We start from the raw sequence: 14150 nt of genomic DNA, 5'->3' as shown, positions 1-14150 counted from the left end.
GCAGGATTAACCGCATACTCCCTTAGCAGGGGAGCGCCTTCAGCCACTCGGCCACCTCTCCGGGATATCTCTCTGCTTGGTAATTCCGATTGTGCAATTATCCAAAAAGTAGAGTGTTAATCAGCACATAGCGCTGTTTAACGAATCGGGCGGCATGATACCACACTGAGAAAATAAGCAAAGACCTAGAGCCTATTTTTCGGCGTTTTACTTGTTGCCGTCTTTCTCTGTTTGAATGCGATCGTAGATTTCTTCGCGATGAACAGCGATATCTTTCGGTGCATTAACACCCAAACGAACTTGGTTGCCTTTTACACCGAGTACAGTGACAGTGACTTCATCACCAACCATTAAAGTCTCACCAATACGACGAGTTAAAATTAACATTTTGGCATCTCCTTGTAAGAGCCCACTGCTTCACTCTACTGCCAATCCTTCGACAACCTAGAGCTCAAGCGATTTAGATTAAATAGTGGGCTCCGAATCCAAATCAAACGCTGTGTGCAGCGACCGAACGGCTAGCTCCAAATATTTTTCATCAACCACCACCGAAATTTTTATTTCAGATGTTGTGATCAACTGAATGTTGATTGACTCCTCTGCCAGAGTTTTAAACATTTTGCTGGCAATACCAGCATGGGAGCGCATTCCTACGCCAACCAAAGACACTTTGGCAATCTTGTCATCGGTTTTGACTTCTCGCGCACCTGTTTGTTTCACCAGATTGCGCACAATGGCTTCAGCCTTTGCCATATCGCCACGACTTACCGTAAAAGTAAGGTCTGTGGTGTTGTCTTCTGCTACGTTCTGAACAATTACATCGACTTCAATATTTGCATCGCTGACTGGGCCGAGTATCTGATAGGCCAAGCCCGGGGTGTCTGGTACACCTAACACGGTAATCTTTGCTTCATCGCGGGTGAAAGCAATACCCGAAATTGCCGGGTTTTCCATATCTGATTGTTCCTCTAAGCTAATCAATGTACCGGGACCGTCCTGGAAAGCGTGAAGTACCCGTAACGGTACATTGTATTTACCCGCAAACTCCACAGAGCGAATTTGCAATACCTTCGATCCCAAGCTGGCCATTTCCAGCATTTCTTCAAAGGTAATACGATCTAGTCGACGCGCTTTACTCACCACCCGAGGGTCAGTGGTATACACCCCATCAACATCCGTATAAATCTGGCACTCGTCTGCTTTCAATGCCGCAGCCAAGGCAACACCGGTTGTATCTGAGCCACCGCGACCTAAGGTCGTGATATTCCCGTTCTCATCTACACCCTGAAAACCCGCAACAACAACGACATTACCCGCCGCTAGGTCTTCTCTGATTTTGACATCATCGATATCCCGAATCCGCGCTTTGGTATGCGCTTCGTCAGTCAGGATTCGCACCTGCGTACCGGTATACGACTTTGCACCCTGCCCCAGATCATGCAAGGCCATACACAACAGGGAAATGGTCACCTGTTCGCCAGTCGACACCAGCACATCTAATTCACGGGGAGTCGGCGTTGTCTGCATGGCCTTAGCCAATTCGATCAGTCGATTGGTCTCGCCACTCATTGCCGACACCACAACAATGATATCGTGTCCCTGTTCGCGAAAGCCCGCCACCTTCTGAGCTACCGCTTTTATACGCTCGACTGTCCCGACCGAGGTACCACCAAATTTTTGAACTATCAGACTCATGATTCGCTTCTACTTAATGAACACCCGCCGCAGAGGGCGCTCATTAAACACCAGATCAAATTTAAAGGAAATGGCTCAGTGCCGGCTATACGTGATTTACGTAGCCAGCCGCTATTTTGCAAGACAATATTCCCGCACCGCCAGCAGCGCCGCGGGTATCGACGCACTGTCTGTTCCACCCCCCTGGGCCATATCGGGGCGACCACCGCCCTTGCCACCCACCGCTTCAGCGGCAAGCTTCATAATATCTCCGGCTTTAAAACGACCGGTAAGGTCTTTTGTCACGCCGGCAACCAAAGACACCTTGTCGCCCTCGTCCGCCGCCAACAATAAAACACCTGAACCCATCTTGTTCTTCAGCTGATCTGCTGTGTCGCGCAGAGATTTGGCATCGGCGCCGTCGAGCTTGGTCGCCAATACTTTAATGCCATTAATTTCCTCAACCAGACTCATTAGGTCATTTCCGGCGGAGCTGGCCAACTTGCCTTTTAGCGCACTTAACTCTTTTTCCAACTGCTTTTGCTGAGAAAGCAGCTGCTGGACTTTGTCGCCAAGCTTGTCGCGACCCGTTTTTAACAGGCCGGCCAATTGGCTCAATTCGTTTTCTGCGCTGTCAAATGCCGCCAGCGCCGCAGCGCCAGTCACTGCCTCTATACGGCGAACGCCAGCCGCAATGCCTGATTCAGCGGTAATACGCATCACGCCAATATCGCCGCTGCGCTGAACATGGGTACCACCGCAAAGCTCGATAGAGAAATCGCCACCCATGCTAAGAACCCGCACGCTATCGCCATATTTTTCACCGAAAAGCATCATAGCGCCTCGCTTACCGGCACTTTCCATGTCCATCACTTCGGTTTTAACTTCGGTATTTAAGCGAATCTGCTGATTTACCAAGCCCTCGATTTCAGCGAGTTGCTGTTTGGTGACCGCCTCAAAATGGGAGAAGTCAAAGCGCAGTCGCTGCGAGTCAACTAAAGACCCTTTCTGGCTAACATGCTCGCCCAGGACTTGGCGCAAGGCCGCGTGCAATAAATGGGTGGCCGAATGATTTAGGGCCGTCGCTTGACGAACGTCACTATCAACCGTCGCCTGCAAGGTTTCGCCTTCAGCGATAACACCGCTCAAGACCACGCCGTGATGCAAATGGTGACCACCTGACTTGTGTGTGTCACGCACTTCAAAGCGCACGCCATCCGCCGTCAAATAGCCTGTATCACCAGCTTGACCGCCGGATTCACCATAGAACGGGGTGCGCTCTAAAATGATAATCCCCTCATCACCTTCTTTCAGCGAACTCACACGTTGACCGTCGCGCAAAATCGCCAGTACTGGGGCGTCGCCGGCCAAGTCTTGATAACCAGAGAAGGTGGTTTCACCGTCTAGTGCCAATTCGTCGCTCAAATCGACTTTGAAATTGGAGGCCGAACGAGCGCGGCTACGCTGCGCTTCCATGGCCGACTCAAAGCCATCAAGGTCCACACTCAGGCCCTTTTCACGGGCAATATCAGCGGTGAGATCAACCGGGAAGCCATAGGTATCATAAAGACGGAAAACGGTATCACCGGGAATTTGGCTGCTACTTAAATCCTGTAAATCTTGCTCGAGAATTTTCATACCCTGCTCGAGGGTCTTAGCGAATTGCTCTTCTTCTTGCAGCAATACTTTCTCTATTTGTGCCTGCCGAGTAATTAACTCCGGGTAGGCCTCACCCATTTCGGCGGCCAGTGGCGCGACTAATTTGTGGAAAAACGCCGCGTTAGCGCCGAGCTTGTTACCGTGACGGGCCGCGCGGCGAATAATCCGGCGCAGTACGTAACCGCGACCTTCATTAGACGGCATAACACCATCCGACACCAAAAAGGCACAGGAGCGAATATGGTCAGCGATCACGCGTAGTGAGGTATGTTCAAGATCGGCCACATTTAACACAGCAGCGGTTGCCGCGATCAGGTTTTGAAACAAGTCAATTTCGTAATTGCTGTGCACGTGTTGCATTACGGCAGAGATACGCTCTAAGCCCATGCCGGTGTCCACCGAGGGCGCAGGCAGCGGCGCCATCGTGCCATCAGCGTCGCGGTTAAACTGCATAAACACATTATTCCAGATTTCTATATAGCGATCGCCATCTTCATCGGGGCTGCCCGGCGGGCCGCCGAACACGTCTTCACCGTGGTCGTAAAAAATTTCAGTACAGGGGCCACAGGGGCCGGTATCACCCATCGACCAAAAATTGTCTGAGGCGTACTTTTCGCCCTTATTGTCGCCGATACGTACCATCCGCTCGGCGGGAACACCGATTTGCTCATTCCAAATCTGATACGCCTCGTCATCGTCGGCGTACACAGTAACCCACAGTTTTTCAGCGGGAATACCCATCCATGCTGGCGAGGTCAAAAACTCCCACGCAAAAGTAATCGCGTCGTGTTTAAAGTAATCGCCAAAGCTGAAATTACCCAGCATCTCAAAGAAGGTATGGTGACGGGCGGTGTAACCGACATTCTCTAAATCATTGTGTTTACCACCCGCGCGCACACAGCGCTGGGAACTTACTGCCCGAACATAATTGCGTTTTTCGCGCCCAAGAAAGGCATCTTTGAATTGCACCATCCCCGCATTGGTAAACAGCAAGGTCGGATCATTACCCGGCACAAGTGAACTACTGGCAACGTGGGTATGTCCTTTGCCTTCAAAATATTGAATAAAGGCTTCGCGAATGGCGGCGCTTTTCATTGAAACTTTCTCACTCCGTGGGCATTTTAGGTGGCTGGCAAAAATTGCATAACAGCCACGCGCCACAGATGGATCTGCGGCGAAAAAACGCCAAGTATATCGAAATAACGGGTATTTGTATCTTGTTCACAGCGTGCGCACAGCTTGGCCGTGCGACGCATCTACACTGGCAGAGAATTTAGACTAGCCGAGTTTTTCATCCGTGCTTAAAACTCGCGCCTCAGACTCCAACATCACCGGAATACCATCGCGAATGGGGTATGCTAAACCGCTTGCACGGCACACTAATTCATTGCGCTGCTCGTCGTAATCCAGCGGCGCCTTGCTAACGGGACAGACCAGTATTTCTAATAGTTTCTTATCAATCATTGGTTTTTATACACTCAAAATTCATTGATTTCAGGTTTAGTGCAGCTCGTCGCAAAGCCCAAGCTGGCAACACAGCTATTCTGCCCCTTGCTGCTGCGGCATCGGCCCTATAATTAAGGCGGGATCAAGGCGTCGATCTGCCCAATTTATTCGCCAGTCTAAATGCGGCCCAGTCGCTCGCCCGGTCGCACCGACCTCCGCAATAGCATCACCCTGCTGCACCACTTGGCCTTCTTCCACGAGAATTTTACTCAGGTGAATAAAGGTCGACGATACACCCAAACCGTGATCGATAATCAAGGTGCCGCCAGAATAAAACATATCTGGGTAGGCCAAGGTCACGACGCCATCGATGGGTGCCGACACTCTGGTGCCAGTCGGCGCGGCAATATCTAAGCCGTAGTGAGGACGACCAGGGCTGCCATTATAGACACGCTGACTGCCGAATACACCCGTGATCGGCCCCAATAGCGGCCACGTAAACTCTTTAACAAAATCTTGTCGCGTAGAGAATTGACTGCGCGCCGCACTCACCAACGCCCCTTCACGCCTAATTCGCTCCAGCACACTGGCCGGCGGCGTAACGGTTTGCTGGGGCACGCCATTAACGCGTTGAATATCATAGCTGCGCTGCGCAATGCTAAGTACCTGGTTTTCGCAGGCGCCCGCTGGGTTGCATACCTTTAGGGCAGCACTTGGTTTAGCGTCACGATCAAAGCCCGCCACGAACAACCCGTTATCGGCCACCGGTACAGACTTACCGTCCAGGCTAACCGTGCTCCCAAGCTCAACCGTCGCCCAAATCAAGCCGCCCTGTTCCAGGCTACCGTTCAGCTCAAGCTCTCCACCGTAGGACATCGGCGCCAAAGCTAATGAGAGAACACTTGCCGCAAACCACTTTTTCATCATTCCGCTATCCTTTAATCACGATCGCTGCGCTACCATACCGCGCTATGATTCCTTAAATACACCGCCGACGCCACTAACAATGACTCGCTACCGCCCCCCAAGCCCCAAAGGCGCCTGCTATATCACCCCCGAGGGTGAAAAAGCCTTGCGCGATGAAGTTCGTCAACTCTGGAAAGTAGAGCGCCCAACGGTCACCGCCACCGTACACGAAGCGGCAAAGAACGGCGATCGTTCAGAGAACGGTGATTATATTTACGGCAAACGCCGTCTCCGTGAAATTGACAGTCGCGTGCGCTTTCTCACTAAGCGCCTAGAAGAGCTGAACGTGGTCAGCCACATACCCAGCGACCAAAACAAAGTCTATTTTGGCGCGTGGGTCACCATTGAAAACGACAGCGGCGAAGAGAGTGAATATCGTATCGTCGGTCCCGATGAATTTGACTTAAGTCTGCGCAAATTATCGATGGACTCACCACTTGCGAAGGCGATGTTAGGTAAACGACTAGATGACGAGGTCATTGTCACCACCCCAAAAGGTCAACAGAGCTATTACATCACGGCTATTCGATACAATGAGACCGCAGCTTTATAAAGCTAAGACGCGTCTTGGTATAAGGACTGCCACTCAGTCGGCAGTAGAGATCGCCATACGCATGACCTATTATGGTCGCACTAAATCTCCATCCAATAGAGAACACACTATGTTGCTGCTATCACTTATCTGGGCTTGGACGGCGTGGAATGTCTACCACCCCCACAAATCTAAACCCGAATTTTTGGGCATATTAAGCTTTATCCTTGGCTACATAACGGGCGAACTCGCCCTGCACGTAATCGCCATTGAAGTCGGCTTAACACTCATCATTATCATGCTCGGCGAGCTCAGCGGCCTAAGCGATGCACTGGGCCTTGCCATTGCGCTCTGCAGCTGGACCGCCATCGCCGTCTTTTACTTTAGAGCCCAGCGCGCCGACCCCATCATGGCTCAAGCCGTTCGCTATGCACTGCAATTAGGGCCGGAGCAAACACTGGACACATCTAGCTCGCTGCTGATAGAACCCGACGCGAAGCGCCTCGCCAAGCCCTTTTCATACAAGTTGGCAAACGTAAAACGTCACAAAAATATTGAATACTCCCGGGTAAACGGTCGCTCACTGCGAGTCGATATTTATCAAAGAGACGACGCTCCCCAAAACGCGCCCGTGCTATTCCAGATGCACGGTGGTGCGTGGCTGGAAAACATGGGGAGCAAGAACGAACAGGCCTTGCCGCTTATGACGCAAATGGCTGCCAATGGCTGGGTCTGTGTCGCGGTTGAATACCGCCTTAGCCCAGGATCAACATTCCCCGAACACATTATCGACTGCAAGCGCGCCCTGCACTGGATCAAAGAAAACATCGGCGAATACGGCGGCAACCCCGACTTTGTAATTGCGACCGGCGGCTCCGCAGGCGGCCATTTATCCAGCCTACTTGCACTGAGTGCCAACGCGCCGGAATTCCAACCCGGATTTGAAAGCGCCGATACCACGGTGCAAGGCTGTATACCGTTCTACGGAGTTTACGACTTTTTAAATAGCCAAGGTCAACGCAGCAGTGAATCTTTAAGTCAGTGGGTTTCTGCCAAGGTGCTGAAAAAGACGCGCGCGGAATCGCCGGAGTTGTGGCGCCAAGCCTCCCCTCTGTACTGGGTGCACAAAGATGCTCCGCCATTCTTAATTATTCACGGCGAGGCCGACACGCTGGTGCCGGTAGAAGAATCGCGCGTCCTATATAGCGCGCTGAAAGAAGTGTCGAATCAAGCTGTGAGCTTTGCCGAATTACCCGACGCACAGCACGCATTTGAATTAGCGATATCACTGCGCACACAGATTGTTGTGAACCATTTAACGGGATATTTAAACGAGCTCTATCGCCGCCACTTAGAAAATAAAACCACCTCACCCGCTGTTGACGAAGAGCCGGTAGAAACAGAGCAACTCGAAGATCAGACTTAAAAACCGCACAATAAAAAGGGGAGCACTGCTCCCCTTTTTATTGCCACTTAATTAGATCAAAACGGTATCCACGACTTTTTATCGCTGTAGTGAACATAGCCGACGCTGGCACCCGCTCGCAAACCGACACCAGTTCTAATTGGCGCCAGAACGAGATCACCATTTTTTTGATAGTTCACACCAACACCCGCGACCACATAAAAACTGCCATCAACGCCGGGGATACGCTGCATTAATTGCGTCATATCGGTCAAATTGTAAACCAGCGTAAAGACCTTAGATGCGTTAGCACCCATATCAAAACCAAGCGACGGCCCTTGCCAAAAAATCGGCAGCACGTCGCCACTGTATAGCTGCACCTCGCCCTGTCCATAACGCACACCAACACCTAAGGCTGCAGACACCTCTTCGCCCGCAATAATGGCATTAGGACTGCCCTGCTCAGCAAACACCTTCTCAATTGCCTTAGCCAAGCCAGCAGTGGTTTCACCAAAGAAGCCATCTGCCTTTTCTAATACCTGCTCCTTGGTAAAACCTTCTGTGGACTTGGTTTTGCTCGCATGATCGTCAGCTAGAACAGACACTGAGCTCATCGCCACAATGAACATAAAGCTACGTATCAGGTACTGAAATTTCGCATTTAAAAATCGCATTTCATTCTCCACCGTTAATTCCCACTTATCCGTGTATTGTATATTTATAGCACAATTTACAAAAACTCCTCGCTGAGCGACGTAAAGACTTGCCGCGAATCACCTGCCTCGCTGTGCAACAATATCTGTAATTTCAATAGGGCCGATACGCTAATGGCGTCGGTAATTCGGCCATCCAACGCCATCGCAATAGCTTCCCCCAGCGGTAACCGACAGACCTCAATGTCGTGTTCGCTCGCCTCTAAATCGGCATCACCCTGCACTAGTTCCATCGCCAAGAACACCTCTGCTCGCTCATCGGTGACCGAATTCGAGGTGTGCAAATCCATTAATTTTGCCCAGCGCTTTGCGCTTAAGCCGGTTTCTTCAGCCAATTCTCTAGATGCCGTGAGCAGCGGCGAGCTACCTAATGGACAACCCCCTTCTGGAATTTCCCAGCTATCTTCTTCCAATGTATAGCGGTACTGCTTTACTAAAAACGTATTCCCCTCGTCATCAATAGGAATCACGCCTACCGCTACACTCTGAAAACAAATTTTGCCGTAAATTCCATCGGTGCCGGCAGGGGTCTTAACCTCGTGGTGCTCTAGTCTAAGCCAGGGGTTTTCATAAACGACTTGGCGACTAACTTGCTGCCAAGGGCCCAGTTTTTTGGTCATATTGTCTCCAGTAGTGGCGCTATTCGCTCGCGAAGTCGAGGCAGTACATCGCACTCAAACCATGGGTTGCGTCGCAACCACATTTGGTTGCGCGGCGAAGGATGAGGAAGAGGGAAAAACTTACTGTTAGGAGGATAATTTTGCACCCGATCAGTTAGATTTTTAAAATTATCTTGCAGATAATAATTTTGTGCATACTGACCAATGAGCAAGACCAAGTCGACCGCCGGCATCTGCGCAAGCAAACGCGCATGCCATTGCGGAGCGCACTCTTTACGGGGTGGTAAATCACCGGACCGTCCTTTGCCAGGGTAGCAAAACCCCATCGGCATAATCGCCAAGCGCGTATCGCTGTAGAACTGATCGCGGTCAATCGCGAGCCACTGTCGCAATCTATCGCCTGAGGGGTCATTCCATGGAATACCACTCTCATGAACACGCATCCCCGGTGCCTGACCGATAATAAGTAATCGCGCAGACGCATTCGCAATGACAATGGGGCGCGGCCCAAGCGGCAAATATTCCGCACAAAGTTGGCAACCGCGGACAGCGGACAATAGGGCAGGTAAGGTTTCCATGCCGGTATTGTGCGCTGCCTAATTTGATGGCGGCAAGCCCAGTGTTATTTTAATTCAGCTAAAAAGACGGGTTTACTCGTCAGTTATACCTAAAGCAGACAGAGTTTCTGAGGATAAACGCCCCGTCGCCAAGCCCTTTTTCTTTTGAAAATCATGGATAGCCGCCAGTGTGTGCTTGCCAAATACGCCATCTAAACCACCGGTGTCGTAATCCAATTTACGCAAAGCCCGCTGCACTTTATAGCCGAGCTCTTTGCTCATCTCACGCTCGCACGGCACCATACGCCACGCCAATCGCGCATCACTGACCTTCTCACGATAGGCGTAATCTTTATACACCGGCGCTACCTGATGGGTAACCTCCCTCTCAGCTTGGCGTACCCGCTGCGTTTTTACGGTTTTATATTTGGCTGGCACCCGTTCCTCTATGGTGTGCTCGGGAACATCAACTACCTTTTTACGCAGCGTTTCATAAACACCAGGTTCAGTCGTCTTGCGGTATTTAGCTGGCTCAACAAGCACCTGTTTCTTGATTTGCCGATACCGCGCGGGGATGCGCACTTGATGAACAATCTCGCCACTTTCCTCATCAATTTTTTCGATATCGCCTCGGCCTACCTGCCATACCCATTCTTCTGGCGTTTCAATCACCTCTTCAATGACAACATCATAGCGCGCCGGACTCACCAACACCTGCGTACTCCTGGGAGGTAACACCAGCGTCCGCTCTTCCTGCCATTTATACGTTGCGGGCACAACGGTAAGACGGACATGGGCCTCGCTGACTAATACCTTTTCATCTACCCATTCCAACTCAGCGGGAATAAGCTCCTTGCGCTCGCTGGCCTCTTTTACCAAACGGCGCTCAATGCGGTCTACATATACCGGCGGCGCCATTAACTTTGCATAGCAACGTCCAGTTTCTGCGTCAGGGGGAATCGCGGGGAGGATATCGCTGCCATCAACACTGGGCGCTCGCGCCTTCATCTTCTCAATTTCGATCAAGGCGTCCGCCAGCGAGGCCTCCAAAGAGGAAATACGCTCCTCCTTCGGGCTGGGCTCAGTGGCTAATTGGCCGACTATTGGTGACGAAAGTGATGAGCAAGCACCAGATCCCAATATGCCCAGCACTGCAACAACTCGCATCACTAGCCTGCACCATTTTATTGGTGTACTGCCCTGTCTAGCCAAAACCACCGCAAGCCTCTTAATAATGATGTTAGATCGCATCATCTTATAACGCGAAAGCTAAATATATCGAGAGCCTAAACCCACTAAATCCTATTATTTTCAACGACTAAGGCACACTAAATCATTCCGTGTTTTACTGGTTTTTGAATCTCGGCGGCCAAAGTGGAATTGCGCCAAATTTGCTCAGCATATAGCAGATGTGAATATGCCAATTTGTATCGTGAATGTGTCGCTATCAGCAGCGAAGAACTGAGCTGATCGCGGAAAATTGCCAAGGAAAAGAAAGCCTCAATATGGTTTAATGGCGGCCGCACTTCAGACCACGCAGGCAACTCAAAGAATGACCCAAAATCTCAGCGCTCTCTCGCAAAATGATGACTTTCTGACCCGCCACATTGGCCCAGACGACAGCCAAACTGCCGCGATGCTACACGCAGTTGGCGCCAAATCACTCGATGAGCTGATCCAACAAACCGTGCCGGCGTCGATTTTACGGGGCGATATGCCGCTGCCCGCCCCGCAAAGCGAAACTGTAACACTCAGTAAATTGCGCGCAATCGCCGCAAAAAACCAAATCGCGCGCTCTTTTATTGGCGCGGGATACCACGGCACCATTACGCCGCCCGTTATTTTACGCAATGTGCTAGAAAACCCAGGCTGGTACACAGCCTACACGCCCTATCAGCCAGAAATCGCCCAAGGTCGCTTAGAAGCTCTGCTTAACTTTCAGCAAATGGTCATCGACCTCACTGGTTTGGAACTCGCCAACGCCTCATTGCTAGACGAAGCGACCGCTGCAGCTGAAGCGATGGCCATGTGCAAACGATCTGCACGCAAAAACAAAAGCAACGTATTTTTTATCGATAAGAGCTGCCACTCGCAAACTATCGCCGTATTAAAAACCCGCGCACTTCCTTTGGGGCTTGATATTGTTGTGGGCGACGCCGCAAGCGAGCTCGCCAACACCCCCTGCTTTGGCGTATTGTTGCAATACCCCGCAAGCGATGGAACCGTCTCTGACTTAACAGACATTGCCAATCAAGCTAAGACCCAAGACGCGATGACCGTTGTCGCCGCCGATATTATGAGCTTGATTCTGCTCACACCACCCGGCGAGCAAGGTGCTGATATTGTGGTCGGAAGTGCACAACGCTTCGGTGTGCCGATGGGATTCGGCGGCCCTCACGCCGCATTCTTCGCAACCCGTGACAGTTTCAAGCGCTCCATTCCTGGACGCATTATCGGCGTATCTGTCGACAGCCGCGGAAACAAGGCGCTGCGAATGGCAATGCAAACTCGCGAACAACATATTCGCCGCGAAAAAGCCACGTCCAATATTTGTACCTCGCAAGCCCTGCTCGCCATTATGGCGGTGTTCTACGCCATCTATCACGGCCCCGAGGGACTGAAAACCATCGCCCTGCGCATCAACCGTATGACGGGGATCTTTGCCGCTGGCATGGCGCAACTCGGTTACACGAGCAATACCGCGTTTTTCGATACCGTCTCAACTCATACCGGCGACAAAACCAATACCATTGCCGACCAAGCCGAGGCCGCATTACTTAATTTGCGACGCGGTGCAGACCACCTAGGCGTTAGTTTCGACGAAACCACCACGACTAACGACATAGAACGTTTATGGCAGATTTTTGGCGGCGACAAAGCGATACCATCGGTAGACACGATTGACCAAAGCCTGGAAGACACCCCCGGCATTCCAGCAAGCTTGCAGCGAAAAAGTAAGTTTCTTCAACACCCCGTGTTTCATCAGCACCGCTCTGAGACGGAAATGCTGCGCTATATGAACCGCCTGGAACGCAAAGACATCGCGCTGAATCACTCGATGATTGCACTGGGCTCTTGCACCATGAAGCTCAACGCCACCACAGAAATGATTCCGATCACGTGGCCAGAGTTTGGCAATATGCACCCCTTTGCGCCGCGCAGCCAAGTCGGCGGTTATCTGCAATTGATAGACGAGCTCGAACAGCAGCTCATGGCCTGCACCGGCTACGACAAATTTTCAATGCAGCCCAACGCCGGCTCACAAGGCGAGTACGCCGGCCTACTCGCGATCAAGCGTTACCATGAAAGCCGCGGCGACAGCGCCCGCGACATCTGCCTGATTCCCAGCTCAGCACACGGCACCAACCCCGCCTCTGCGGCGATGGCCGGTATGCGCGTTGTTATTGTCGGCTGTGACGAACTTGGCAATGTCGATATTGAAGATCTGCGCCAGAAAGCCGAACGCCACGCAGATCAACTGTCGGCCCTGATGGTGACCTACCCATCAACCCACGGCGTTTTTGAAGAAGGCATCCGCGAGATTTGCGACATCACCCACCAATACGGTGGCCAAGTTTATGTCGACGGCGCCAATATGAACGCTTTGGTTGGGCTTGCCGCGCCAGGCGAATTCGGCGCCGACGTATCGCACCTTAATTTGCACAAAACCTTCTGTATCCCCCACGGCGGCGGTGGCCCCGGCATGGGGCCCATCGGCGTTAAAGCGCACCTGGCACCGTTTTTACCAAACCACCCGGTCTTCCCGGTCGAGGGTTTAGAGCAGGAAAACGACACGGTATCAGCCGCGACCTATGGCAGCGCCGGTATTCTGCCAATCTCATGGACATACATTTCCCTAATGGGTGCAGCGGGTTTAAAGAAAGCCACCCAAATTGCCATTCTCAACGCCAACTACATTGCCACCCGCCTGAACGAGCACTACCCCGTGCTTTACACCGGACGCAATGGTCGTGTTGCCCACGAATGTATTATCGATTTACGTCCTCTCAAAGAAAGCACTGGCATCAGTGAAGAGGATATCGCCAAGCGCTTAATGGACTACGGCTTCCACGCCCCCACCATGTCCTTTCCTGTGCCCGGCACCTTGATGATTGAGCCAACCGAAAGTGAATCTAAAATGGAATTGGATCGCTTCTGCGAAGCGATGATTCACATCCGCCGCGAAGCTGGCCGCGTTGAGAGCGGACAATTACCGGCAGATAACAATCCCTTAGTGAATGCACCGCACACCCTGGTCGATATCATTGCTGACTGGGATCGCCCCTACTCACGTGAAGAAGCAGGCTTCCCTGTTGCCAGCTTGCGGGACAGCAAATATTGGCCTAGCGTCAACCGAATCGACAACGTATTCGGTGACCGCAATTTAATTTGCTCTTGCCCACCTATAGAAAGCTATCTCCAAGACTAAAATCATGCCCTCCTTGAGGGCATAACTGTTTCTAAGCATCGATTTTTGCTGCCTTTTTTAGGGCAAAAGCTTTTTTTCATGACTAGATCACAGAAATTTTCACACTTTTAGCTCTAACATGGCGGCTTAACCGCACATTGTGTTGTTTT

12 protein-coding genes are annotated in these 14150 nt (G+C 51.5%); 3 read left to right on the top strand and 9 right to left on the bottom strand.

Annotation, left to right across the window (positions count from 1 at the left end):
* Positions 1-207: 207 nt before the first annotated feature.
* The 5 genes from csrA to AAC007_RS02230 form a co-directional block, all read right to left on the bottom strand.
* A complete protein-coding gene (csrA, locus tag AAC007_RS02250; protein WP_103685796.1) occupies positions 208-387 on the bottom strand; it encodes a carbon storage regulator CsrA in 180 nt (59 codons plus the stop codon).
* 78 nt (positions 388-465) lie between these two features.
* Complete coding sequence (locus AAC007_RS02245) at positions 466-1695, bottom strand: aspartate kinase (RefSeq protein WP_339674440.1); 1230 nt, start codon at positions 1693-1695, stop codon at positions 466-468.
* 111 nt (positions 1696-1806) lie between these two features.
* Positions 1807-4428, bottom strand: coding sequence for an alanine--tRNA ligase (gene alaS / locus AAC007_RS02240; protein WP_339674439.1), 2622 nt, complete (start codon positions 4426-4428; stop codon positions 1807-1809).
* Between the two features lie 183 nt (positions 4429-4611).
* Positions 4612-4797 carry a Trm112 family protein gene (locus AAC007_RS02235; protein ID WP_219044813.1) on the bottom strand — a complete coding sequence of 62 codons (186 nt, stop codon included), beginning with the start codon at positions 4795-4797 and terminating at the stop codon, positions 4612-4614.
* Between the two features lie 75 nt (positions 4798-4872).
* Positions 4873-5706, bottom strand: coding sequence for a M23 family metallopeptidase (locus AAC007_RS02230; protein WP_339674438.1), 834 nt, complete (start codon positions 5704-5706; stop codon positions 4873-4875).
* Between the two features lie 79 nt (positions 5707-5785).
* Here AAC007_RS02230 and greB point away from each other — a divergent pair, with 79 nt between their 5' ends.
* Positions 5786-6298: a transcription elongation factor GreB gene (greB, locus tag AAC007_RS02225; protein WP_339674437.1), complete on the top strand. Its 513-nt coding sequence runs from the start codon at positions 5786-5788 to the stop codon at positions 6296-6298.
* Between the two features lie 109 nt (positions 6299-6407).
* A complete protein-coding gene (locus tag AAC007_RS02220; protein WP_339674436.1) occupies positions 6408-7703 on the top strand; it encodes an alpha/beta hydrolase in 1296 nt (431 codons plus the stop codon).
* A 56-nt stretch (positions 7704-7759) separates the two neighbouring features.
* Here AAC007_RS02220 and AAC007_RS02215 read toward each other — a convergent pair whose 3' ends face one another.
* The 4 genes from AAC007_RS02215 to AAC007_RS02200 all read right to left on the bottom strand — a co-directional run bounded on the left by AAC007_RS02215 (position 7760) and on the right by AAC007_RS02200 (position 10739).
* Positions 7760-8356: a DUF1134 domain-containing protein gene (locus tag AAC007_RS02215; protein WP_219044817.1), complete on the bottom strand. Its 597-nt coding sequence runs from the start codon at positions 8354-8356 to the stop codon at positions 7760-7762.
* 56 nt (positions 8357-8412) lie between these two features.
* Positions 8413-9015 carry an NUDIX hydrolase gene (locus AAC007_RS02210; protein ID WP_339674434.1) on the bottom strand — a complete coding sequence of 201 codons (603 nt, stop codon included), beginning with the start codon at positions 9013-9015 and terminating at the stop codon, positions 8413-8415.
* Positions 9012-9593: a uracil-DNA glycosylase family protein gene (locus tag AAC007_RS02205; protein WP_339674433.1), complete on the bottom strand. Its 582-nt coding sequence runs from the start codon at positions 9591-9593 to the stop codon at positions 9012-9014. Before AAC007_RS02205 ends, AAC007_RS02210 begins: the two co-directional genes overlap by 4 nt.
* 72 nt (positions 9594-9665) lie before the next feature.
* Positions 9666-10739 carry a peptidoglycan-binding domain-containing protein gene (locus AAC007_RS02200; protein WP_339674454.1) on the bottom strand — a complete coding sequence of 358 codons (1074 nt, stop codon included), beginning with the start codon at positions 10737-10739 and terminating at the stop codon, positions 9666-9668.
* A 385-nt stretch (positions 10740-11124) separates the two neighbouring features.
* On the opposite strand from AAC007_RS02200, the gene gcvP reads away from it, so the two are divergent.
* Positions 11125-14001: an aminomethyl-transferring glycine dehydrogenase gene (gene gcvP, locus AAC007_RS02195; RefSeq protein WP_296436649.1), complete on the top strand. Its 2877-nt coding sequence runs from the start codon at positions 11125-11127 to the stop codon at positions 13999-14001.
* Positions 14002-14150 lie beyond the last annotated feature (149 nt).

Source organism: uncultured Zhongshania sp. (assembly GCF_963975605.1).
GTDB classification, from domain to species: Bacteria; Pseudomonadota; Gammaproteobacteria; order Pseudomonadales; family Spongiibacteraceae; genus Spongiibacter; species Spongiibacter aquimaris.
This window is presented reverse-complemented; position numbering and strand designations above follow the sequence as displayed.

Bases quoted from the DNA above. Each gene is read 5' to 3' on its own strand.
- AAC007_RS02235 (WP_219044813.1), bottom strand. From the start codon at position 4,797: ATGATTGATAAGAAACTATTAGAAATACTGGTCTGTCCCGTTAGCAAG.
- AAC007_RS02215 (WP_219044817.1), bottom strand. From the start codon at position 8,356: ATGCGATTTTTAAATGCGAAATTTCAGTACCTGATACGTAGCTTTATG.
- AAC007_RS02205 (WP_339674433.1), bottom strand. From the start codon at position 9,593: ATGGAAACCTTACCTGCCCTATTGTCCGCTGTCCGCGGTTGCCAACTT.
- AAC007_RS02220 (WP_339674436.1), top strand. From the start codon at position 6,408: ATGTTGCTGCTATCACTTATCTGGGCTTGGACGGCGTGGAATGTCTAC.
- AAC007_RS02200 (WP_339674454.1), bottom strand. From the start codon at position 10,739: ATGCGAGTTGTTGCAGTGCTGGGCATATTGGGATCTGGTGCTTGCTCA.
- AAC007_RS02230 (WP_339674438.1), bottom strand. From the start codon at position 5,706: ATGATGAAAAAGTGGTTTGCGGCAAGTGTTCTCTCATTAGCTTTGGCG.
- AAC007_RS02245 (WP_339674440.1), bottom strand. From the start codon at position 1,695: ATGAGTCTGATAGTTCAAAAATTTGGTGGTACCTCGGTCGGGACAGTC.
- greB (WP_339674437.1), top strand. From the start codon at position 5,786: ATGACTCGCTACCGCCCCCCAAGCCCCAAAGGCGCCTGCTATATCACC.
- AAC007_RS02210 (WP_339674434.1), bottom strand. From the start codon at position 9,015: ATGACCAAAAAACTGGGCCCTTGGCAGCAAGTTAGTCGCCAAGTCGTT.
- csrA (WP_103685796.1), bottom strand. From the start codon at position 387: ATGTTAATTTTAACTCGTCGTATTGGTGAGACTTTAATGGTTGGTGAT.
- gcvP (WP_296436649.1), top strand. From the start codon at position 11,125: ATGACCCAAAATCTCAGCGCTCTCTCGCAAAATGATGACTTTCTGACC.
- alaS (WP_339674439.1), bottom strand. From the start codon at position 4,428: ATGAAAAGCGCCGCCATTCGCGAAGCCTTTATTCAATATTTTGAAGGC.